This is a genomic window from Xenorhabdus doucetiae, from assembly GCF_000968195.1.
In the GTDB taxonomy this organism is placed as follows: Bacteria; Pseudomonadota; Gammaproteobacteria; order Enterobacterales; family Enterobacteriaceae; genus Xenorhabdus; species Xenorhabdus doucetiae.
The window spans coordinates 2,360,736-2,384,498 of record NZ_FO704550.1 but is presented as its reverse complement, the minus strand read 5'-3'; the positions used below and the strand labels follow the sequence as shown (position 1 = coordinate 2,384,498).

Genomic DNA, 23,763 nt, shown 5'->3' with positions numbered 1-23,763 from the left:
TGGCTTATGAGACATTGAGTCATATCCAAAATATTAAGGAGTTAAATAGGGTATTAATTCGAAGTTTTATTCTTTAAAATGCAGAAATAACGAGATTTTAATCTATTTATTTTCTGTGGGTGTTATTTGAGATGATGAATATGGGGTGGAAGTGACGCTAAAGTGGCTATGGCATACTTAATATAAAATTGATTTTTGTGTGCTGCCGTGATGTGAATGGGATATCTTGAAAAATCACCGCCAAATGACTGGCGGTGATGATAATATGACCCGATCATGCGACCCGGCGTGTGTCTGTAAGGTCAACTAATCACAGCCCAAGCCTGTAGCGTTTGCCAGAAGGGACTTTGCCGTGCTAATTGACGCTGTTCTTCAAGCATATTCTCCAGTATTTCCAACGTGGTCAGTGGGTTTGCCAGCACGACCCGCAGAACGGTGGTGGGTTGCCGATCCCATTGCACCGGTTTGAGACACGTGCGCGAAACAAAGGATTTTCCGGCACGCCACTGGGCAGTCTGAATATCCTGATTAAGCGCGTTAAGCCATTCATGCAGTTGCTGTCTGACTGGCGCCGAACTTTCCTGTAGCGCCTGTAATACTTTTGGCGGCACATACCGATACGTCAGCAGGCAAAGCTGCGGTTCACTGATTAATTCGAAATCCTCCTGTTGATGGATCAGATCGGCAAATTGGCGGGCTTTTTCGATGCCTGCCTCTATCAGGCGGGCTAATCCTCGTCGGCCAAGCAGATAGAGGTTGCTGTGCAGCATCAGCGACATGGCGCTGCGTGAGCCTTCCAAAGTATGACGTCCGAGATCCTTCGACCCTTTGCGTACAATATAATTGGCATGTTGGGCAATTGTGTTGGTCAGGGTTGGCTGGCGGAACAGCACCATGCCTGATCCCATTGGCACATACAGTTGCTTGTGGGCATCAATCGTTACCGTATCGGCACGTTCGATGCCGGCGAATAAATGTCGATAGCGTTCTGACATTAAGCTGGCACCGCCCCAGGCGGCATCAACATGGAAATGGCACTGCGCCTGTTCCGCGATATCCGCCAGCCTGTTCAGGGGATCGATAGCACCGGTTTCGGTGGAACCGGCTATCCCGACGATAGCCATAGGCTTGATATTGCGTTGGCGCAGTGTCTGCAATTGTGCAAGCAAGGCATCAATGCAGATCCGTCCCTCTCTGTCAGTCTCAACCTTTACCAAGGCATCTTGTCCTAATCCGAGCACATCCACGGTTTTTTTCAGCGAATAGTGTCCCTGTTCAGAGACCAGAATGGCTAAACCACGATAGCCATAATGCAGCAATCCTCTGGCCAACCCCTCGCGTGCAAGACCGGCAAAATCGCCATCGGCGGGCATGAGCTGGTTTCGACACGCCCACATCGCGGTTAAATTAGCCAGCGTTCCGCCAGAACAGAAAGTAGCCAGTGCGTGCTCACCGCTGTGCAACCACTGCTGATAGAAATCTTCGTCACGGTTGTAAACTAACTTGTGCATCATACCCAGCACTTGGCGTTCCAGCGCGGTTAAAATATGCGAGGTTTCCAGTTTGACCAGATTTTGATTCAGTGCTGTCAATACCTTGCCGAGTGCAGGTAAATGTTTGGGAAGCGCCGATGTCATGTGACCCACAAAGGTGGGGGATGACACGGGCACAACGTGATTAAGGATATCCTCACTCAAATACCGGGCATAGTTATCGGTATTAAGCGGAAATTCCGGGATATCCACCGAAACGAATACCTTTTCAAGTTCTGTCAGTTCGCCTATGGGATGGCCTAACTCACGGCGACAATAAGTGACAGGGTCATCTGCAATGTTTGTTTCCAGTTCAAGCAGTCCTTCCTCACCGGGATGGGGAGTAAACTGGTCGAGCAGCGCTTGCCATGCTTGCTCATCCAGACAGGAAGTGTGAAGAGCCATTTTATCCGCCTCGTCGTCGTTCTTAGCTTGGGTTGCACATGTCATCTAATTCCTGCCACAGCTTGGTGATCCACTGCCCGACCTGTGGGGCGGACAACAGGGTCATATGATTGCCGGGTACCAACCTCGTATTGAGTTCAGCCACGTGAAGACCCCACTGGGTTTCGCGCCTTATCCTTTCAGCCAAATCGCCTTTCTCGGCATTGATCAGATGAACCCGCCCCGCATAGCGAGTACGGGGGATATAGCACGTGTTCAGATTAGCCTGCATCACGCGGACAATGCCCTGCAACAGTGATATCGGCGTTTTTGCCGGAAAGAGACCGGCTTTCACCAAGGCATTATGCAGATGCTGAATCTGTTCATCCGGAGTCAAGTCATCAAGATCGGGTCGGGTCAGCGCAAGCGGTTTTTCTAATATCAGGTTATAAATATCGATCAACTCGATGAGCGTCTCAATTCGATTAGTGGGTTTGCAGTCACTCGCTTGCAGGTTAGGCTCATCCGTATCAATCAGGATGAGCGTAGCGACCTGTTCCCCCTCAGCCTGCAATTGCAACGCCATCTCAAAGGCGATCCAACCACCGAAAGAGTGACCGAGCAGGTGATAAGGGCCATGAGGCTGGATGTGCCGGAGATGTTGGATATAGGCACGGGCAGCCCCTTCCACGCTGGTGTAGGGAAAGCTGTGCTCAGCCGTAAATCCGCGTGCCTGCAAAGCATATATCGGGCGTTGTTGGGGGAACGAGAGCGCCAGTTCAAGCAGGCTCGACGGACTGGCACCCGCACCCGGCAGGCAGAATAATGGTGCCAGCGATGGCGATCCCTGTTGAATAATAACGCGCGGGTCGAAAGCAGGCACTGCCTGCAAGTTTTCGCTGATGGAATCTGCGATTTGGTTCAGCAAAGGCGGATGCATGATGGAGAAATGCGTCCCACCAATAGGGTGAAGAACGGCATTATCGCCAACGATGTCGTACCAACCGCGCCAACTATCCCCGTTGGCTAACTCATCCGCGGTATAGAGATGGACAGGTAAGGAGGATTTTTGTGCCACATACCCCTGACCAAGCTGTGTCGTCATCTCGGCGGTATAGAGACGGAGGAGGATATCTTCGCGTGTAATATCGGCCGGCAACCATTGGTGTTCAATGCAGTAATCAATAATTTGCTCTAACGTGCTGAGTTGGTGTAGCGCTTTTAACGCCTGCTCATCGTCAATACGCTGTTGAGTGCGTAGTGAATCAATGATTAACTCAATGCGTGTTGCTTCCTCATCTATACGGCTGGCTGCTGCTGACCGTTCATGACTGCCTTTACCGGCATGGTGATAGGAATCGATCATGCCGATAAACTCCACCGCCTCACCGTCAGTGGTTAATTGTTGCGCGATTTCGTAGGCAATCAACCCGCCGATTGACCAGCCGGCCAGACGATAAGGCCCGTGTGGCTGGACGCGGTGGATCGCCTGAATATGACAGGCCGCCAGCGCCTCAATTGACAGCGGAGGATGCGCCAGCGTGTGGATGCCAAGCGCCTGCAATGCGTAGATAGGCAGCTCAGGTGGCAGTAAAGCCGCCAGTGGTGAGTAAACCAGCGGGTCGCCGGAAGTTTCATGGACTAAGAATAAAGGGCGCAAAGCGCCTGCCGGACTTAACGGTACCGGGTTTGCGTCAAATGGGGATATTGGCATGACAACGTATTCCTTTATCGCCAAGGCGAGATCACATAAGGTGGGATGGGCGAACAAAGTGGTCAGTGCGGCTTCCATACCTTGTTCACGCATACGGTTCAACAACTGTACAGCAAGCAGTGAGTGACCGCCAAGCTCAAAGAAATGATCATGGCGGCCGACTTTTTCCACTCCCAGCAAATCTTGCCAGATCCGGGCCAGTGCGGTTTCTGTCTCACCGACGGGAGATTCATAACGACGTACCACAAAAGCGGATGGATCAGGCACGGGGAGCGCCTGTCGGTCGAGCTTGCCATTCGGCGTCAACGGGAAAGCGGCCAATGTGACAAACGCGCTGGGCAGCATATAGTCAGCAAGATGTTGGGCAAGTTGCCGGCGAAGTTCAGCCGGAAGCAATTCCACCCCCGCTTGGGCACGCAGATAAGCGACCAGACGTTGATCTTCACGGGCGATCACCACAGCTTCTTGCACACCGTGACACTGCCTCAGTTGTGCTTCGATTTCCCCCGGCTCGATGCGGAAGCCGCGCAGTTTGACCTGAAAATCATTGCGGCCGAGGTATTCGATATTGCCGTCGGGCAGCCAGCGGCCGAGGTCACCGGTTTTGTACATCCGGGCAGCCGGTTCTGGCGAGAACGGATCGCGAAGAAAACGTGCTTTGGTCAGTTCAGGGCGATTCAGGTAACCACGGGCAACACCGGCACCGCCGATATGGATTTCACCGGCCACACCGAGGGGAACGGGTTGACCCTGCCTATCCAGAATATAAATCTGGGTACTGGCAATCGGGCGGCCAATCGGAATGGAGTGGGCAACGTTAACCGGGGAAGCAATGGCATAGGTGGCGGCAAACGTGGTGGTTTCCGTTGGGCCATAGCCGTTAATCAGGTGTATTGGCGGCGAGTCTGCCTGTTGCACCTGCTGGATTTTCCGCGCATCAAGCACATCACCGCCGATCAGCAGGTAGCGCAATTGGCCGAACAGCGGCTTAAGGGCATCAAGGTATTGGTTAAATAAACCGGCTGTTAACCAGAGGGCGGTAACGTTTCCCCTGATCAGAGAAGCGCAGAACCGTGCCGGATCGAGCAGTACCGATTGCGGAACAATGTGCAGACGCCCGCCGTTTAACAAGGCCGACCAGATTTCCCACGTCGAGGCATCAAAAGCCATATTGGCACAGTGGGCAACGCAGTCATTCGGATTGATATCGGCAAAACCACTATTAATAATCAGCCGGAGGACATTGCGATGCTCGACCATCACGCCTTTAGGCTGACCAGTGGAACCGGAGGTGTAGATCACATAGGCCAGATGGCGTGACGTCAGCCCCAGTGTTTGTGCTGGCGGATTGTCGGTCGGCTGCGCTGCCAGAAGGGGTTCTGGTGTATCGAGTAATACCGTAGGCAGGGAATGAGTCAGTCGGTTAACTTGTGCGGCCTGAGTCAACAAAGCCACCGGTGCTGCATCTTCCAGCATATAGAGCAGCCGTTCGGTCGGATAAGCCGGATCGAGAGGAACATAGGCACCGCCGGCTTTAAGGATAGCGAGTAAGCCTGTGATCATCTCCAGACTGCGCCCGGTACAAATCGCCACCCGATCATCCGGCTGGACACCCAGCGCAAGCAGATAATGCGCCAGTTGATTGGCGCGGCGGTTCAGTTCGCCATAGCTGATGCGTTGATCTTCAAACACCAGTGCCGTCGCGTCAGGGCGTTGTGCGGCCTGAGCTTCAAAAAGTGTGTGGATCAGTGCTTCTTGCGGGAAATCCGTTTGCGTAGCTGTCTGCGTAGTATTGAAATCCACCAGCAGTTGTTGCTGTTCTGATGCTGGCAACATCGGCAACGTGGCAATCAGTTGCATTTCATCAGCGACCATCGCGGTTAATATATGGGTTAAATAACCGACCATGCGTTCAACGGTTGCCGCATCGAATAAGTCAGAGGCGTAGGATAAAGCGCCGGCCAAATCGGTCTCCGTTTCAATCAGCGATAACAGCAAATCAAAATGAGCACTCACTTGCGCCGGTTCAACGGGGGTGAATTGTAGCTCCGGTAGCGCTAATTCTTGAGCCGGCGTGTTATTTAAGGCCAGCATTACCTGAAAGATCGGGCTGTGGCTGAGACTACGCTCAGGCTGGAGCGCTTCCACCACCTGCTCAAAAGGCAAATCCTGATGGGCATAGGCAGCCAGTGCCCGTTCCCGTACCTGTGCCAGCAGGTCGGCGACACTGAGGTCATCCCTGCATGTCATACGCAAGGCCAATGTGTTGACAAAGAACCCGATTAATCCCTCCAGCTCATGGTGCTGGCGGTTGGCAACCGGCGTACCAATAACAATCTCCTCCTGACCACTCAGCCGGCTGAGGACAATACTCCAGCCCGTGAGCAGGGTCATAAATAAGGTGGTGTGGTGGCGCTGACCCAGTTGTTTCAGTGAGGCCAGTAATGACGCATCAAGGTGGAAAGCAACCTGACGGCCGGCATAGGTTTGTACCGCAGGGCGTGGCTGGTCGGTGGGCAAGGTCAGTAAGGCTGGTGCCCCTTCAAGCTGATCACGCCAGAAATCACGCTGCGCGGCGAGCACCTTATCGTTTAACTGTTCATGCTGCCAGACCGCATAATCCGCATACTGAATGGGCAGGGGTGGCAAGAGCGCATCATGACCAGCCAGCGCCGCGCGATGAAAGGCCCCTAATTCGCGGACCAGCACCCCAAGCGACCAGCCGTCAGTAATAATATGGTGCAGGGTGAGCAATAACACATGCTCCTCTGCGGCCAATTGCAGCAGTTGACCGCGGAACAAGGGGCCTTGGGCAAAATCGAAGGGAGCCTGAGATTCACGTTCGGCAATTTCGGCGACGAGGCCGGCGTGCAAGGCCGGATCACGCGGGCGCAGGTCTTGGCAGGACAGGGTGAAACCGGTGTCAGCGGGATCGAGTTGCTGGCAGGGCTGGCCTGCAACCGAGACAAAACGGGTACGCAGGCTCTCATGGCGGGCCACCAGCCGGTTAAATGCCGCCGCCAATGCCCGCTGATCCAGTGAACCGGTCAGGCGCAGGGCGACAGGAATATGGTAAGCCTGACTGGCCGCCGGATCGAGCTGCCCCAGAAACCACAGCCGTTGCTGGGCAAAGGAAAGCGGCAGCGGCCGGCTGCGGTCAGCCACCGGGATGATGGCCTGCGTCACGGTTGTCGTTTCCGTGAGCGTTTGGGCCAGCTCATGCAGAACCGGCCGGGCAAACAGGGTTGGCAGCGGTAACTCGCGCGACAATACTTGGCGCAGGCGGGCGACCAGTTGGACGGCCAGCAGCGAGTGCCCGCCAAGTTCAAAGAAATGGTCATGGCGGCCAACCCGTTCCAGCCCCAGCAAGTCCTGCCAGATGTGCGCCAGTGCCGTTTCAGTTTCACCGATTGGGGCGGCATAGCCCCGGGTCACCACGGCAGCGGCGTCCGGTGCCGGCAGTGCCTGACGGTCAAGTTTGCCATTGGGCGTTAACGGGAAAGTGTCCAGCACCACAAACGCACCGGGCAGCATATAGTCGGCCAGGTGTTGGGCAAGTTGCTGACGCAGTTCAGCCGGAAGGAGTCTGGCACTTGGCTCCGGCAGTAGATAGGCCACCAGCCGTTTTTGCCCCGGTTCCTCTTCTCGTGCCAGCACCACGGCGTCACGCACGCCGTGGCACTGCCTCAGTTGGGCCTCGATTTCCCCCAATTCAATGCGGAAACCGCGCAGCTTGACCTGAAAATCATTGCGGCCAAGGTAGTCGATATTGCCGTCAGGCCGCCAGCGGCCGAGGTCACCGGTCTTGTACATGCGGGCGGCAGGATGGGGGGAGAACGGGTCACGGAGAAAACGTTCTGCCGTCAGTTCCGGCCGGTTGAGGTAACCACGGGCGACCCCGGCACCGGCGATATAGATTTCGCCCGTCACCCCCAACGGCACGGGCTGGCCGTGCGGGTCGAGGATGTGAATTTGGCTGTTGGCTATCGGGCGGCCGATGGGCGGCAGGGCTGGCTCGTGTTCCGGCGTTGTTCCCAAGGTGTAGGCCGTGACAACATGGCTTTCCGTCGGGCCGTAGTGATTGTGTAACCGGCAATGGCCGGCCCGTTGCAGGAAACGCCGGATGGCCGGTGTGATGCGCAACTGTTCACCGGCGGTAATAATCTGTGCCAGACAGGTTAAATTCCCCTCACCATTCCTTTCAGCGTAGTCAGTGGCCTCAGCAAGCTGCTGGAGCGCAATGTAAGGCAGGAAAATCCGGTCAATCTGTGCTTGCTGAATCAGCCGGAGAAGCTGTTGCGGTTCACGGCGCAGGGCTTCATCAATCAACACCAGACAGCCGCCTTCACACAGGGTGGTAAAGATTTCCTGAAAGGCGACATCGAACCCCAGTGCGGCAAATTGCAGGGTTTTGCCGGTGCCGGCGGGTTGTGAAGGGGAGCGGTGCCATTGCAGCAAGTTTGCCAATGCCGCCAGCGGCATTGCCACCCCCTTGGGCAGGCCGGTGGAGCCGGAGGTGTAGATAACATAGGCCAGATGGTGCGGTGCCAGCCCCCGTGCCTGTGGGTCAGGGTTGTGGTCAGGTTGTCCAGTGAGTGAAGCGATGGGTGCATCCAGTAAAACGGTATCGTAGCCCGTTTCGGCAGCGGGTACGGCCTGATTCAACCTGTCGGCAAGGGCGGTCTGGGTCAGTAAGGCCACCGGTGCCGCATCCCTGAGCATATACGCCAGCCGTTCAGTCGGGTAAGCCGGGTCGAGCGGGACATACGCCCCACCGGCCTTAAGGATAGCCAGTATCCCGGTCACCATTGCCGGGCTGCGCTCAACACAAATTGCCACCCGGTCATCCGGCCGTACGCCCTGCGCGATTAAATAATGGGCCAGTCGGTTGGCACGGTGGTTGAGTTCACCGTAGCTCAGGGTTTGTTCCCCAAAGACCACGGCCGGGGCATCGGGCTGTTGGGCGGCCAGTCCTTCAAACCGGGAATGAACCAAGCCATCCGACGGAAAATCCACCTGGGTGGCATTAAACGCCGCCAGCCGCTGTTGTTCCGCTTCTGGCAACATCGGTAGGGTCGCAATAGCCTGTGTCTCATCCGTGGCCATTGCAGCCAGTATATTTTTCAAGTAACCCGCTATACGCTCAATCGTGGCTGCATCGAACAGATCAGCGGCATAAGTCATGGCACCGGCTAAACCTGATTCAGTCTCGGTCAAGGATAAAGTGATGTCAAAGTAGGCACCATGATGTGCCTGTTCAATCGAGGTAAGCTGCAAATCAGGCAATACCAATTGCTGGGCGGGAGTGTTGTTCAAAGTCAGCATGACCTGAAAGAGGGGGCTGTAGCTTAAACTGCGTTCAGGTTGGAGCACTTCCACCACCTGCTCGAAGGGCAGATCCTGATGAGCATAGGCAGTGAGCGCACATTCCCGAACGTGTGCCAGCAGATCCGCGACACTGAAATCATCATGGCATCTGACGCGAAGAGCCAGGGTATTGGTAAAGAAGCCTATCAGCCCCTCAAGTTCATGGTGCGGACGATTGGCGACGGGGGTGCCAATGACAATATCATCCTGACCACTCAGCCGGGCGAGCACAAGACTCCAGCCACTCAACATTGTCATAAATAACGTGGTGTGATGGCGCTGCCCCAGCGCCTTAAGTGATGCCAATAAGGCGGCATCAAGGTGGAAAGTGACTTGGCCGCCGACATAAGTTTGTACCGTTGGGCGTGGCCGATCGGTGGGCAGCGTCAATAGAACCGGCGCACCTTCAAGCTGGTTCCGCCAGAAATCACGCTGTACAGTGAGCGCCTCTGCTTTTAACTGATTATGTTGCCAGACCGCATAATCCGCATACTGGATCGGCAGGGATGGCAGGGGATGATCATCCCCGTCAAGGGCTGCGCGGTAGAAAATACCCAATTCACGTACCAGCACCCCAAGCGACCAGCCGTCAGTAATAATGTGGTGCAGGGTGAGCAATAACACATGCTCCTCCCCGGCCAGTTGCAGCAATTGACCGCGGATCAGCGGACCTTGGGCAAAATCGAAAGGCGTCTGGGCTTCACGTTCGGCAAATTCGGCGACGAGGTTCGCGTGCAAAGCCGGATCAAGCTGGCGCAGGTCATGGCAGGATAAGGTAAAACCGATGTCAGCGGAGTCGATGTGCTGACAGGGCTGCCCTGCAATCGAGACAAAGCGAGTACGCAGGCTTTCATGGCGGCTAACCAGACGATCAAGCGCAGTCGTCAGCGCCTGACGATTGAGCGCACCGGTCAGGCGCAATGCTGCCGGAAGATGATAGGCTTGACTGGCCGCCGGATCGAGCTGCGCCAGGAACCACAAACGTTGTTGGGCAAAAGAGAGTGGTAAGGGGTGATTGCGGTCAGCCGCAGGGATAACCGTCTGTGTGGTTGCGCCAGTTTGAGCGAGCGTATGCGCCAGTGTCATTAATACAGGTCTCTCAAAGAGTGTCTGTAACGGCAGCTCGCGCGCCAGCTTCTGCCGTATGCGGGCGACCAGTTGGACAGCCAGCAGGGAGTGTCCCCCAAGTTCAAAGAAGTGATCATGGCGGCCGATCTGTTCCAGTCCCAGTAAGTCTTGCCAGATTTGTGCCAGTGTGGTTTCTGTTTCACCGACCGGTGCGGCATAGCTGCGGGTGACTACGGCAGAGGAGTCCGGTGCCGGCAGCGCCTGACGGTTAAGTTTGCCATTGGGCGTGAGCGGAAAGGTTTCCAGCATCACAAAAGCACCGGGCAACATAAAGTCGGCCAGATGTTGCGCGAGTTGCTGGCGTAACTCCGCCGGCACCAGTGTCATGCCCGTCTGCGGCCGGAGATAGGCCACTAAACGTTTGTCACCCGGCGTATCTTCACGGGCGATCACAACAGCTTCACGTACACCGTCACACCGCATAAGTTGGGACTCAATCTCCCCCAGTTCAATGCGGAAACCGCGCAGTTTAACCTGAAAATCATTACGGCCGAGGTATTCGATATTACCGTCGGGCAGCCAGCGACCGAGGTCGCCAGTTTTGTACATGCGCGCATCGGGATTGGCGGAGAACGGATCGAGCAAGAAACGTTCTGCGGTGAGTTGCGGCCGATTTAAATAACCCCGGGCCAGCCCCGCGCCGGCAACATAGATCTCACCCGTTACACCAAAGGGAACAAGCTGACCATGAGAGTCGAGAATGTAGATTTGGGTATTGGCAATCGGGCGACCGATCACGGAAACCGCCGGTACGCCTGACTGAGCGGAATATTCATACCAAGTCGCGTCACCATTCACTTCGGACGAACCGTAAAAATTGAGCAACCGCAGCCAGGTAAAATGGGTCACGACGTGTTGCGCCAGTTCAGGGGCGAGCCGTTCCCCGCTGCAAACCAATATTCTGATGGATGTCAGCGCGTTAATTCCGTGATCCCGTGTCAGGAGTTTCAAGAGTGAAGGGACAACCACCAAGGCGTTAACGCCAAAACGCTGCAAGCCTTCACCAAAGCGAACCGGATCTTGCACGGTGTGGTGGTCGAAAACCACCAGTTTGCCACCGGCCAGCAACACGCCCAACGTTTCAGTGATCGAATCGACAAAGCTGATACTGGTTTTCAGGGCACCCACCAGAGGGGATGTCACGATATCCCGGACAAACCACAACAGCCGGTTGCACAGGGCGCGGTGGCTACTCATCACCCCTTTGGGCAGCCCCGTGGAGCCTGAGGTATACACCACATAAGCCAGATGGTGAGCGGTCAGATCGGGAACGTCTGGATTGTGATCGGGTTGGGCTGCCAGCAGCGGCGCTTGGGCATCAAGTGTGACTATTGGCGTAGTGACTATCGGCGTAGCTAGCGGGATGACATCGGCCGCCTCAGGGCGGATAAGGTGATCAGCCCATGCCATTTGTGTCAGTACTGCTTGGGTCAGTACGACCACAGGGGATGAATCCTCAAGCATATATTTCAGGCGTTCGGTCGGATAAGCGGGATCAAGTGGCACATAGGCACCCCCTGCCTTGAAAATGCCAAGCAGACCGACCACCATGTCCAGACCGCGTTCAACACACATGGCGACGCGATCATCCGGACGGACACCCAAGGCAATCAGGTGATGTGCCAGACGATTGGCGCGGCGATTCAGTTCGCCATAGCTGAGCGTGTGTTCACCGCATACCACGGCGATATCAGCGGGATGGCGTGCGGCTTCGGTTTCAATCAGCCAGTGGATCAGGATATCTTGCGGGAAGTCCGCTTGTGTGGCGTTGAAATCCACGAGTAATGTTTGTTGCTCCGGGGCGGGCATCACCGGGACTTGCAGGACAGGTTGCTGCGGGTGATGAATGAGTGCATCAATCAGGCCACTGATGGCGGTGACCAGATAATGGGTGATCCGCGCGGGTTCTATACCCGTCACCGTCTGAGCGGTGAGGTGGAAACCCACGCCCATATCATCCACCGACAGGGTGATGGGGAAGTTGGTTCGCTCTTCTGCTGCCAAGAGGCGTACCCCGGTCCAAATCGCATCACGCGTTTCTGTCTCACTGGCATGACTATGTTGATAATGACTATGTTGATAATGACTATGGCGGTAGTTGAGCAGGGCACTGAACAGTGGCAGGGGTTGCGCCACGCCACTGCATCGTTGTGCCAGTGACAGCGGTGCCTGCTCATGCTCCAGCAAGGTGGTCAGATTGTGATAGGTGGCTTGTACCACGTCTTGCACACTCCGTCCGGCCAGCGATATCCGCATCGGCAGGGTGTTAATAAACATGCCCAATATTCGGTTGGCGCCCGCAATTCCCTGTAGACGCCCCAATAAGACAGAGCCAAACACCACATCATCGTGACCGCTGGTTTGGGCCAAAACCTGCGCCCAGGCGACATGAAACAGGACGCTGGGGCTGACACCCAGACGGCGAGCCTGAGCGCGAATGGCTTTTGCCAGTGCGGGATCAAGTAACAGGCTGTCTTCGTTGATCGCACTGTTATCGCCGGGTACTTTATCGCTGGGGACTTTGAGTATCCCGAAGGGGGCGGTGGGTTCATCAACATCAGCCAGTTGGGTGCGGAAATAGGCTTCATGCTCGGTGGCCGGCACACTTAACGTTTGGGCAATAAAATCGCGATAAGGCCGTGCCACCGGCAGCCTGTTGGCCTTGCCCTGCAATACTTGGGCAATTTCCGCGAAAATTAGCTCCAGGGTCAGATGGTCACTGACCAGATGATGAAAGCGTAAAGATAACAGCCATTCATTGTGTACGGGGTCGTGGGCAATATCGGCGGCAAACAACGGTGCACGGCTCAGGTCAAGACGGTGCTGACGTGGATCGGTGTAGGCGCGCAGTTGTGACAAAACATCCTCTTCTGTGGCCGGCGTGAAGACCTTGACAGGCAGCGGTGCCTGACGCCAAACCACCTGAACGGGCTGGGCCAAGTCTTGCCAATAGACGGACGTGCGCAGAATATCATGGCGATCGATAATGTGTTGCAGGGCGGCCAAAAAAGTATTGAGGCGTTCACGGCTATCAAAGGCGAACAGGCTTTGCAGCAGGTAATCATCCCCCTGCGCCTGTAATAAGTGTTGGAAGAAGATACCTTCCTGCAACGGGGCTAACGGGTAGATATCCTGCACATTGCTGACGCCACTTGGGATCGTCTCAATAATGGCGTCGATCTCAGCTTGGGATAGCGAAACCAGAGGCAACCTATCAGGGGTAATCGACGTACAGCCTGTGGGGATAAGGTTGGGAGGCACGTCGAAAGCACCCGCCTCGTTCTGGGAGGCCGAAAGGCTGTGCGCCAACTCACTCAGGATAGGGCTGGCGAATACACTGCGCACATCGAGTCGCCAGCCGAGAGGGTGCAATTGTTCAATCAGGCTGACGATCATCAGTGAATGCCCGCCAAGCTCAAAGAAATGGTCATGCCGGCTGATTTGCGTCAATCCCAGCAAATCTTGCCAAATCTGAGCCAACGCCGTTTCCACCTCTCCGATCGGTGCTTCATATCGGCGTGTTGCCACCGCAGATCCATCAGGGGCAGGGAGCGCCTGACGGTCGAGTTTGCCATTGGGGGTCAGCGGGAAAGTGTCAAGCATCATAAAAGCGCTGGGCAGCATATATTCTGCCAGATGCTGAGAAAGTTGCCGGCGCAGTTCTGCGGGGATCAGTTCAACGCCATCTTGTGGCCGCAAGTAAGCCACCAGACGTTTCTGGCCGGCGCGATTTTCACCGGCAATCTCTTTACCTACAACCTCTTCGCGGGCGAGCACGACCGCTTCGCGCACGCCGTGGCATTGCACGAGTTGTGCTTCGATTTCACCGAGTTCAATCCGAAAGCCACGTAACTTAACCTGAAAGTCATTACGGCCAAGATATTCGATATTCCCATCGGGCAACCAGCGACCAAGATCGCCTGTTTTATACATCCGGGCGTTTGCCTCTAACGAGAAGGGATCGGAGAGGAAGCGTTCAGCCGTCAGTTGCGGGCGGTTCAGATAGCCGCTGGCCACGCCGGCTCCCGCGATATAAATTTCGCCCGTGACGCCGAGGGGAACGGGCTGCTTATCGGCGTCGAGAATATAGATCTGGGTATTGGCAATCGGGCGGCCAATATGCGTGACAACGCCGGTTGTCCGATTCAGGCGCGTCCAGGTCGAGTAGGTAGTCGTCTCAGACGGGCCATAGAGGTTGCACACATTCTGTATGGAAGAAAGGGTAAACAAACGTTCCACAATATGCGGTTTCAGCGCCTCACCCGCCAAATTGACCGTTTGAACCGTCGGGGGTATGGCATCGGCTTCGAGCAAATGCGCAATCGCCGATGGCACCGTGTTGATTAAGCTGATTGCTTTTTCTGAGGTGAATCGTTCGGAGGTGAATCGCTCTGAGGTGAATCGTTCAGTATTTATCAGCGCCAGTGCGTCGGCAACAAGATGAACCGTACCACCAGAAATCAGCGGGACAAAGCACTCGTAGACAGACAGATCAAAATTAAATGACGTGGCAAAAAGCGTATGCGCCAATTCTTCCGCGCTGAAAGTACGTTGTGCCCAAGTGAGGAGATTCACCGTATTGCGGTGGGTGATAGTCACCCCTTTGGGTAATCCGGTGGAGCCTGAGGTGTAGATCACATAAGCCAGGTGGCGCGATGTAAGTCCCAATCGTCGGGCATCGGGATTGTCGGTCAGCGGCGGCGCAATCGACCGCGCTTCAGGCACGGGTTCTTGGTGATTAAGGATATCGTCAATCAATACCGTTGGGACGGAACGGGTTACTCCGTCGGCTAACATCTGGGTTGCGATTGCCTTTTGGGTCACTATTGCCTTTTGGGTAACCACCGCCACCGGTGCCGCATCCTCCAGTATATAAACCAACCGCCCGGCCGGATAAGCCGGATCGAGCGGGACATACGCCCCGCCCGCCTTGAGAATAGCCAGCAGCCCCACCACCATTTCCAGATGACGCCCGACACAAATCGCCACCCGATCATCCGGTTGAACACCGAGGGTGATCAGTTGGTGAGCCAGCCGATTGGCATGGCGGTTCAATTCGTCATAGCTGAGCGACTGATCGCCACACACGATCGCGGTCGCTTGGGGGGTTTTTGCCGTTTGCGCTTCGAACAGTTGATGGATCAGGGCATCCTGTGGAAAATCGGCCTGAGTGGCGTTGAATTCCACCAACAATTGTTGTCGTTGTGCCGCGGATAACAGGGGCAGGCTGGCAACGGTTTGTGTTGCATCACTCGCCATGGCTGCCAGTACGTGTTTCAGATAGCCGATTATTCGTTCTATCGTGGCGGAATCGAACAGATCAAGGGCATATTCCAGTTCACCGAACAGACCCGATTCGGTTTCGGTCAGCGATAAGGTCATATCGAAGAGCGTGCTGTGGCGTATTTGTTCAACGGGAGTGAGTTGCAGGCCGGGTAACGTTAACGCCTTGGCAGGGGTGTTGTTTAACGCCAGCATCACTTGGAAAATCGGGCTATAACTCAGGCTCCGCTCAGGTTGAAGTGTTTCCACCACCTGTTCAAAAGGCAGATCCTGATGGGCGTAGGCAGCCAGCGACCGTTCGCGGATTTGGGTGAGCAGCTCGGCAACCGTCGTGTTATCACTGAATGTGACGCGCAAAGCCAGCGTATTGACGAAGAAGCCAATCAGTCCTTCAAGCTCTTTGTGCGGACGATTGGCAACCGGGGTGCCAATCACAATCTCCTCCTGTCCACTCAGCCGGGCGAGGACAATGCTCCATGCCGCCAGCACGGTCATGAACAGGGTGGTGTGATGGCGTTGTCCAATCGATTTAAGGGATGCCAGCAAGGTGTTATCAAACTGGACAGGTAATCGGTTGCCCGCATAAGTCTGAACCGCCGGACGAGGCCGATCGGTCGGCAGATCCAGCAAGGCGGGGGCACCTGCAAGTTGTGTACGCCAGAAATCACGCTGTTTAGTCAGGATCGCCCCTTGCAGCCATTCCCGCTGCCAGACCGCATAATCGGCATACTGAACAGGCAGAGGCGGAACAGGCATATCATCGTTATCAAGCGCGGCGCGATAGAAGAGACCCAACTCGTGCACCAAAATACCAATCGACCAGCCGTCAGAAATAATGTGATGCTGCGTGAGCAGCAACACATGCTCTTCCTCTTCCAGTTGCAGCAAGTGACCCCGGATCAGCGGGCCTTGAGCCAAATCGAAAGGTGTCTGTGCTTCAAGCGCGGTAATTTCAGCAAGGTGGGCAGCGTGCTGCCCTGTGTCTAACGAACGCAGATCTTGATAAGACAACGCGAAGCCGATATCAGCAGGATCAATGGATTGGCAAGGTTGACCTTTAATCAGCCTGAAACGGGTGCGCAAACTTTCATGGCGGGCAATCAGGCGATTGAGGGCATTAATCAGGGCATCCCGGCGAAGTTGACCGGTCAGACGCAGCGCGACCGGTATCTGGTAGGCCAGACTGGCGGCCGGATCGAGTTGGTTAAGGAACCACAAACGTTGCTGGGCAAAAGACAATGGCACGGGCGCATCGCGCATTGCCTGCTTGATGGGAGGCCGCTTCTGCTGTTTCTGTGTTTGTAATTGTTGTTTGATTTTCTTTTTTAAAACAGCACGTTTCAGATTATCGAGGTTCATGTCTTCTGACCTTATCATTGATGACTATCTCCGCCTAACATGGCGATTAATTCTTCTGTTGACATTGAATCCAGCGTGTTTTGCAGCGATTCAAACTCGTTTTTCCCGATAGATTCCAGTTGGGCAGCCAAGATGATCGCGGCCTGTTCCGCCAATTGGGGGGAAAGAAACAGCGAAGAAATGGGAATATCGACCCAAAATTCGTCCTGGATGCGCGTGGCTAATTGCACCAGCATCAATGAATGCCCGCCAAGTTCAAAAAAGTGGTCGTGGCGGCCAACTTGCTCCACGCCCAGCAGGTCTTGCCAGATTTGGGCCAACATCATTTCTTCCTCACTGTTTGGTGCCTCGTAGTGACGTATTACCAGCGCAGACGCGTCAGGGGCAGGCAGGGCTTGACGGTCGAGTTTGCCATTCGGCGTCAGCGGGAAAGTCGCCAATGTGACAAACGCGCTGGGCAGCATATAGTCAGCAAGATGTTGGGCAAGTTGCCGGCGAAGTTCAGCCGGAAGCAATTCCACTCCCGCTTGGGCACGCAGATAAGCGACCAGACGTTGATCTTCACGGGCGATCACCACGGCTTCTTGCACACCGTGACACTGTCTCAGTTGTGCCTCGATTTCCCCCGGCTCGATACGGAAGCCGCGCAGTTTGACCTGAAAATCATTGCGGCCAAGGTATTCGATATTGCCGTCGGGCAGCCAGCGGCCGAGGTCACCGGTTTTGTACATCCGGGCAGCCGGTTCTGGCGAGAACGGATCGCGAAGAAAACGTGCTTTGGTCAGTTCAGGGCGATTCAGGTAACCACGGGCAACACCGGCACCGCCGATATGGATTTCACCGGCCACCCCAAGGGGAACGGGTTGACCCTGCCTATCCAGAATATAAATCTGGGTACTGGCAATCGGGCGGCCAATCGGAATGGAGTGGGCAACGTTAACCGGGGAAGCAATGGCATAGGTGGCGGCAAACGTGGTGGTTTCCGTTGGGCCATAGCCGTTAATCAGGTGTATTGGCGGCGAGTCTGCCTGTTGCACCTGCTGGATTTTCCGCGGATCGAGCACATCGCCGCCGATCAGCAGGTAGCGCAATTGTCCGAACAGCGGCTTAAGGGCATCAAGGTATTGGTTAAATAAACCGGCTGTTAACCAGAGGGCGGTAACGTTTCCCCTGATCAGGGAGGCGCAGAACCGGGGCGGATCGAGCAAGACCGATTGCGGAACAATGTGCAGGCACCCGCCGTTTAACAAGGCCGACCAGATTTCCCACGTCGAGGCATCAAAAGCCATATTGGCACAGTGGGCAACGCAGTCATTCGGACTGATCTCCGTAAAACCACTATTAATAATCAGCCGGAGGACATTGCGATGCTCGACCATCACGCCCTTGGGCTGGCCGGTGGAGCCGGAGGTGTAGATCACATAGGCCAGATGATGTGATGTCAGCCCCAGAGCCTGAGTATCTGGGTTGTGAATCGGTTGTTTTTCAAGTGATGTGTTCAGCGTGTCGAGCGTCACCACCGGCACAGTGGCGGGCAGTTTGTCGATCTGGGCTGTCTGAGTCAATAAAACAACCGGTGCTGCATCTTCCAGCATATCGGCCAGCCGTTCAGTGGGATAAGCCGGATCAAGCGGAAGATAGGCACCGCCGGCCTTGAGAATACCCAGTAAACACACGACTGTTTCGAAACTGCGTTCAAGACACACTGCGATGCAATCATCCGGGCGGACACCCAGCGCAAGCAGATAATGAGCCAGTTGATTAGCGCGGCGGTTCAGTTCGCCATAGCTGATGCGTTGATCTTCAAACACCAGTGCCGTAGCGTCAGGGCGTTGTGCGGCCTGAGCTTCAAAAAGTGCGTGGATCAGCGCCTCTTGCGGGAAATCCGTTTGCGTAGCTGTCTGCGTAATATTGAAATCCACCAGCAGTTGTTGTCGCTCTGCCGTCGGCAGGATCGGCAGATCCAGAATCCTTTGCTGGGGGTTGTGCGTTAACGCATCCACCAGACCCCTTATGGCAGTCAGGAGATAATGGATGAGACGAACCGGATCGATATTGGCTACCGTATGGGCAGTCAGATTAAAACCCTCGCCCAAATCATCGACCGATAGGGTAATGGGATAGTTGGTGCGTTCCTGTGTTGCAATAACACGCATGCCCGACCAGACGGTATTGGCGTTTTCTTCGTTGGCTTGAGAATGACGGTAATTGAGCAAAGCACTAAACAGTGGCATGGACAGCGCCACGCCGCTATAGCCCTGAGCCAGCGCCAACGGTGCTTGTTCATGTTCCAGCAGTGTCATTAGGTCATGATAGGTGGCTTGTACAACAGCCTGTACACTGTGATCTGCCAGAGAGATGCGCACGGGCAGGGTATTGATAAACATGCCCAGTATCTGATCGGCACCCGCCCCGCCTTGCAGGCGGCCTAACAGCACCGAACCAAAAACAACATCGTCACGACCGCAGGTCTTGGCCAATACCTGTGCCCACGCGACATGAAACAGGACACTGGGGCTGACTTTCAGGTGGCGGGCTTGGGCGCGAATGGCCTGCGCCAACTCAGGATCAACAGAAAGACGGGCTTCGGCGATGGCGTTATCATCGCTGGGTATTTCATTATTTGATGATTTGTTATCGGGGATGGAGAGAACCCCAAACGGCGCGGTGGGTTCGTCAATATCAGCGAGTCGGGTACGGAAATAGTCCTCGTGCTCTGCGGCCGGCACGTTCAGGGTCTGGGCAATAAAGTTGCGATAAGGCAGTGCCGTGGGCAGCGTTTCCTGACCCTGCAACATTAAGGCTATTTCCGCGAAAATCAGCTCCAGTGTCATATGGTCGCTGACCAGATGATGGAAACGCAGCGCCAACAGCCATTCATTCTGTACCGGATCGTGGGCAATATCTGCCGCAAACAGGGGTGCTCGTGTCAAGTCAAGGCGATGCCGGTGCGGATCGGTATGCGCTTGCAGTTGGGCAGGCACATTGTCCGTTGTGGTTGGGGTGAAAACATGAATATTCAGCGGAGCCTGACGCCAAACCACCTGAACCGGTTGTTCCAATCCCTGCCAGTAAACCGACGTGCGCAAGATATCATGGCGGTTAATCACCCGCTGCAAGGCATCCAAAAAGCGATCGAGACGCTCACGGGTATCGAAATCCAGCAGGCTCTGTAACAGATAGGTATCCCCTTGTGCCTGCATCAGATAATGAAACAGGATGCCTGCCTGCAACGGTGCCAGCGGGTAGATATCCTGTATATTGCTTGCTCCACCGGGAAGGGTCGCGATGATGGCATCAATCTCGGTTTGGGACAGCGAAACCAGCGGCAACATAGCGGGTGTGATGGACGTGCAATCCTCAGGAATAAGATTGGGCGGCACCACAAAGGTACTGTTATCACGCTGAAGCGTCTGTGCCATATCGGCAAGGACAGGAGCGGCGAAGACACTGCGAACGTCGAGCTTCCAACCGGTACTGCGCAACGCCTCGATCAAGCTGACGATCATCAACGAATGCCCGCCCAGTTCAAAGAAATGGTCATAGCGACTGACTTGTTCCAGCCCCAGCAAGTTTTGCCAAATCTGAGCCAGTGCAATTTCTGTTTCACTGGCCGGGGATTCATAGCTACGGACCACCATCGCCGATGAGTCAGGGGCGGGCAGAGCCTGCCGGTCGAGTTTGCCATTCGGGGTCAGCGGGAAAGCCGCTAATGTCACAAAGGCGCTGGGCAGCATATAGTCAGCGAGGTGCCGGGCAAGTTGCTGACGCAGTTCAGCGGGGACTAATTCAACGCCATCCTGTGGCCGCAGGTAAGCGACCAGACGTTTCTGATCACCGGTGTTTTCATCGAAAGCAGCTTCACGGGCTATCACGACGGCTTCACGCACGCCGTGACATTGCCTCAGTTGTGCCTCGATTTCACCGAGTTCAATGCGGAAACCGCGTAGTTTGACCTGAAAATCATTGCGGCCGAGATATTCGATATTACCATCGGGCAACCAGCGCCCAAGGTCACCGGTTTTGTACATCCGGGCATCCGGTTCGGCAGAGAACGGGTCGGCGAGGAAACGTTCGGCAGTCAGTTCAGGGCGATTGAGATAACCGCGCGCCACACCGGCACCGCCAATGTGGATTTCACCGGTCACACCGAGGGGAACCGGTTGACCCTGCGGGTCGAGGATATAGATCTGGGTATTGGCGATCGGGCGGCCAATGGGAATGGTTTGGTGGCTGTCTTTATTTTCTTCCGCCTCAGGGATGATATAGGCGGTAGCAAAAGTGGTGGTTTCCGCTGGCCCATACATATGCAGCAAATATTGGGGGGGATATTCGGTGCGCAGATGAGTCGCCGGACGCGTGTCAGTCTGTTCTCCCCCGAACAGGACATAACGTAACCCCGCCAGTGAAGGCCCAATCAAATGGGCGTAGTGGTTGAAGAGAGCAGAAGTGAGGAACAGGATACTCACCCCTTGCGCTGACAGGCAATGACCAAATTCGGCGGGTTGCAGCAGAGCTTTTTCGGGGATCAACAGAAGACGGGCACCATGAACCAAGCCAGACCACACTTCCCACGTAGCGGCATCAAATGAGATATTGGCGCAATGGGCAATGCAGTCATCCGGGCTGATATCCGCGAAACCACTGTTAACGATAAGACGCAGCACATTGCGGTGCTCCACCATCACCCCTTTGGGCTGGCCGGTGGAGCCGGAGGTGTAGATCACATAGGCCAAATGACGGGCAGTCAGCCCCAAGGCTTGAACATCAGGGTTGTCAGCCGGCTGTGCGGCGAGTTGTGCCGCTAACAGCGGGTCTTGCTCATCAAGGACGTGATCAAGTAACACCGTCGGCAGGGAGCCGGGCAGTTTGTCGCGTTGGGCGGTCTGGGTCAGTAAGACCGCGGGAGTCGCATCTTCAAGCATATAAGCCAACCGCTCGGCCGGATAAGCGGGATCGAGCGGCAGATAAGCTCCGCTGGCTTTCAGGATAGCGAGCAGGCCGACGATCAGTTCCGGACTGCGTTCGGCACAAATGGCGACACGATCATCCGGGTGCACCCCCAGTGCAATCAGATAATGAGCCAGTTGATTGGCCCGACGGTTCAGTTCGCCATAGCTGAGTGTTTTATCCTCAAATACCAATGCAGTAGCATCAGGACGTTGTTCCGCCTGAGTCTCAATCAGTTGGTGGATCAGGGCATCTTGCGGGAAATCCGCCTGAGTCGCATTGAAATCGATTAACAGTTGTTGTCGTTCCGATGCCGGCAGCATCGGCAAAGTCGCAACAGGTTGCGTTTCATCCGCCGCCATCGCCGTCAGAGTATGGGTAAAATAGGCGACCATACGCTCAACGGTTGCGCGATCGAACAAATCAGTGGCATATTCCAGATCCCCCACCAAACCGGTCTCGGTTTCACTCAGCGATAATTCACTTAAAGACAATTCACTCAAAGACAATGCTAAATCAAAATGGGCACCACGACGAGCCGGCTCCATCGCTGTCAGTTGTAAATTTGGCAACGTTAGCGCTTGGGTTGGCGTATTATTCAACGCCAGCATCACCTGAAAGATCGGGCTGTAGCTGAGGCTGCGTTCCGGCTGGAGGGCTTCCACCACTTGCTCGAAGGGCAAATCTTGATGGGCATAAGCCGCCAGCGCCCGTTCCCGTACCTGCACGAGGAGTTCTTTCACGCTGAGGTGATCATTGAATGTCACGCGCAAGGCCAGTGTATTGACAAAGAAACCCATCAGCCCTTCCAGTTCATGCTGCGAACGGTTGGCCACCGGCGTACCAATGACAATCTCCTCCTGACCGGTCAGCCGGGCGAGTACGCTACTCCAGGCGGTCAGCATAATCATAAACAAGGTGCTGTGATGGCGCTGTCCCAGCGCCTTAAGGGATGCCAGCAGCGGAGCATCAAGCTGGAAAGCAACGTGGTCGCCGGCGTAAGTCTGTACGGCGGGGCGCGGCCGATCCGTGGGCAATTCCAGTAAGGCTGGCGCGCCCTCAAGTTGGGCACGCCAGAAATCACGCTGCTCGGTAAGGGCAGTCTCTTTTAACTGCTCGTGTTGCCAGACCGCATAATCCGCATACTGAATCGGCAGGGGTGGCAAAGAGGCATCACGGCCATCAAGGGCGGCGCGGTAGAAAGCCCCCAGTTCGCGCACCAGCACCCCCGTAGACCAACCGTCAGTGATAATGTGATGCAGGGTCAGCAGCAATACATGCTCTTCATCAGCCAGTTGCAGCAATTGGCCGCGAATCAGTGGCCCCTGGGCAAAGTCGAAAGGGGTCAGGGCTTCAAGATCAGCGAGTTCGGCCACCTGACGGGGATGTAAGTCGGGATCGGTTTGGCGCAAGTCATGGTAAGACAGGGCAAAACCGATATCGGCCGGATCGAGTTGCTGGCAGGGTTGGCCTTCGACCAGCACAAAACGGGTGCGCAGGCTTTCATGGCGGGCTATCAGGCGGTCGAGTGATGTCGCCAGCGCGTGGAGGTCAAGCTGACCGGTGAGTTGCAGTATCACCGGCAAGTGATAGGCCAGCGCCGCCGCCGGATCGATTTGGCTGAGAAACCATAACCGCTGTTGCGCGAAAGAGAGCGGCAGAGGCCGATGCCGGTCTGCGGGGGTGATCAATGACGGTTGTTGTTGACACCCACGGACTTGCAATTGTTCTTCAATTCTTTTTTCCAGCACAGCGCGTTTCAAATCATCGAGGTTCATATGAGTTCTTGCCATTAGTGACTGTCTCCGCGGGGATTTTCTCCGCCTAAAATTGCCATCAATTCTTCTGCCGACATTGAGTCAAGATCGCTTTGCAGTGATTCAATCTCGTTTTCCCCTAGCGCTCCCATTTGCGCTGATAAAATGACGGCGGCTTGTTCCGTCAATGTGGGCGACATAAATAATTCGGTCAGGGGAATATTGACCAAGAATCGGTTTTTTATCCGTGTTATCAGCCTGACGACCATCAATGAGTGGCCGCCAAGTT

The 23,763-nt window shown here is 55.3% G+C and carries 4 protein-coding genes (1 of these 4 cut by a window edge); all 4 read right to left on the bottom strand.

From position 1 onward, the window contains the following. Positions 1 to 302: 302 nt before the first annotated feature. Tightly spaced (each overlapping or abutting the next), the 4 genes in view from panP to XDD1_RS10495 form a layout consistent with a single transcriptional unit that may run on beyond the window. A complete protein-coding gene (panP, locus tag XDD1_RS10510) occupies positions 303 to 1,982 on the bottom strand; it encodes a pyridoxal-dependent aspartate 1-decarboxylase PanP (RefSeq protein WP_045970993.1) in 1,680 nt (559 codons plus the stop codon). Further along, positions 1,960 to 16,785, bottom strand: coding sequence for a non-ribosomal peptide synthetase (locus tag XDD1_RS10505; protein ID WP_084721012.1), 14,826 nt, complete (start codon positions 16,783 to 16,785; stop codon positions 1,960 to 1,962). The genes panP and XDD1_RS10505 overlap by 23 nt, the downstream gene beginning before the upstream one ends. Then, a complete protein-coding gene (locus XDD1_RS10500; RefSeq protein WP_045970991.1) occupies positions 16,782 to 23,510 on the bottom strand; it encodes a non-ribosomal peptide synthetase in 6,729 nt (2,242 codons plus the stop codon). The genes XDD1_RS10505 and XDD1_RS10500 overlap by 4 nt, the downstream gene beginning before the upstream one ends. Further along, positions 23,510 to 23,763: the 3' portion of a non-ribosomal peptide synthetase gene (locus XDD1_RS10495; RefSeq protein ID WP_052705683.1), read on the bottom strand. 22,645 nt of this gene lie beyond the right edge of the window; 254 of the gene's 22,899 nt are visible here — the last part of the coding sequence; its start codon lies off the right edge, out of view — the gene reads right to left on this strand; its stop codon occupies positions 23,510 to 23,512. Before XDD1_RS10495 ends, XDD1_RS10500 begins: the two co-directional genes overlap by 1 nt.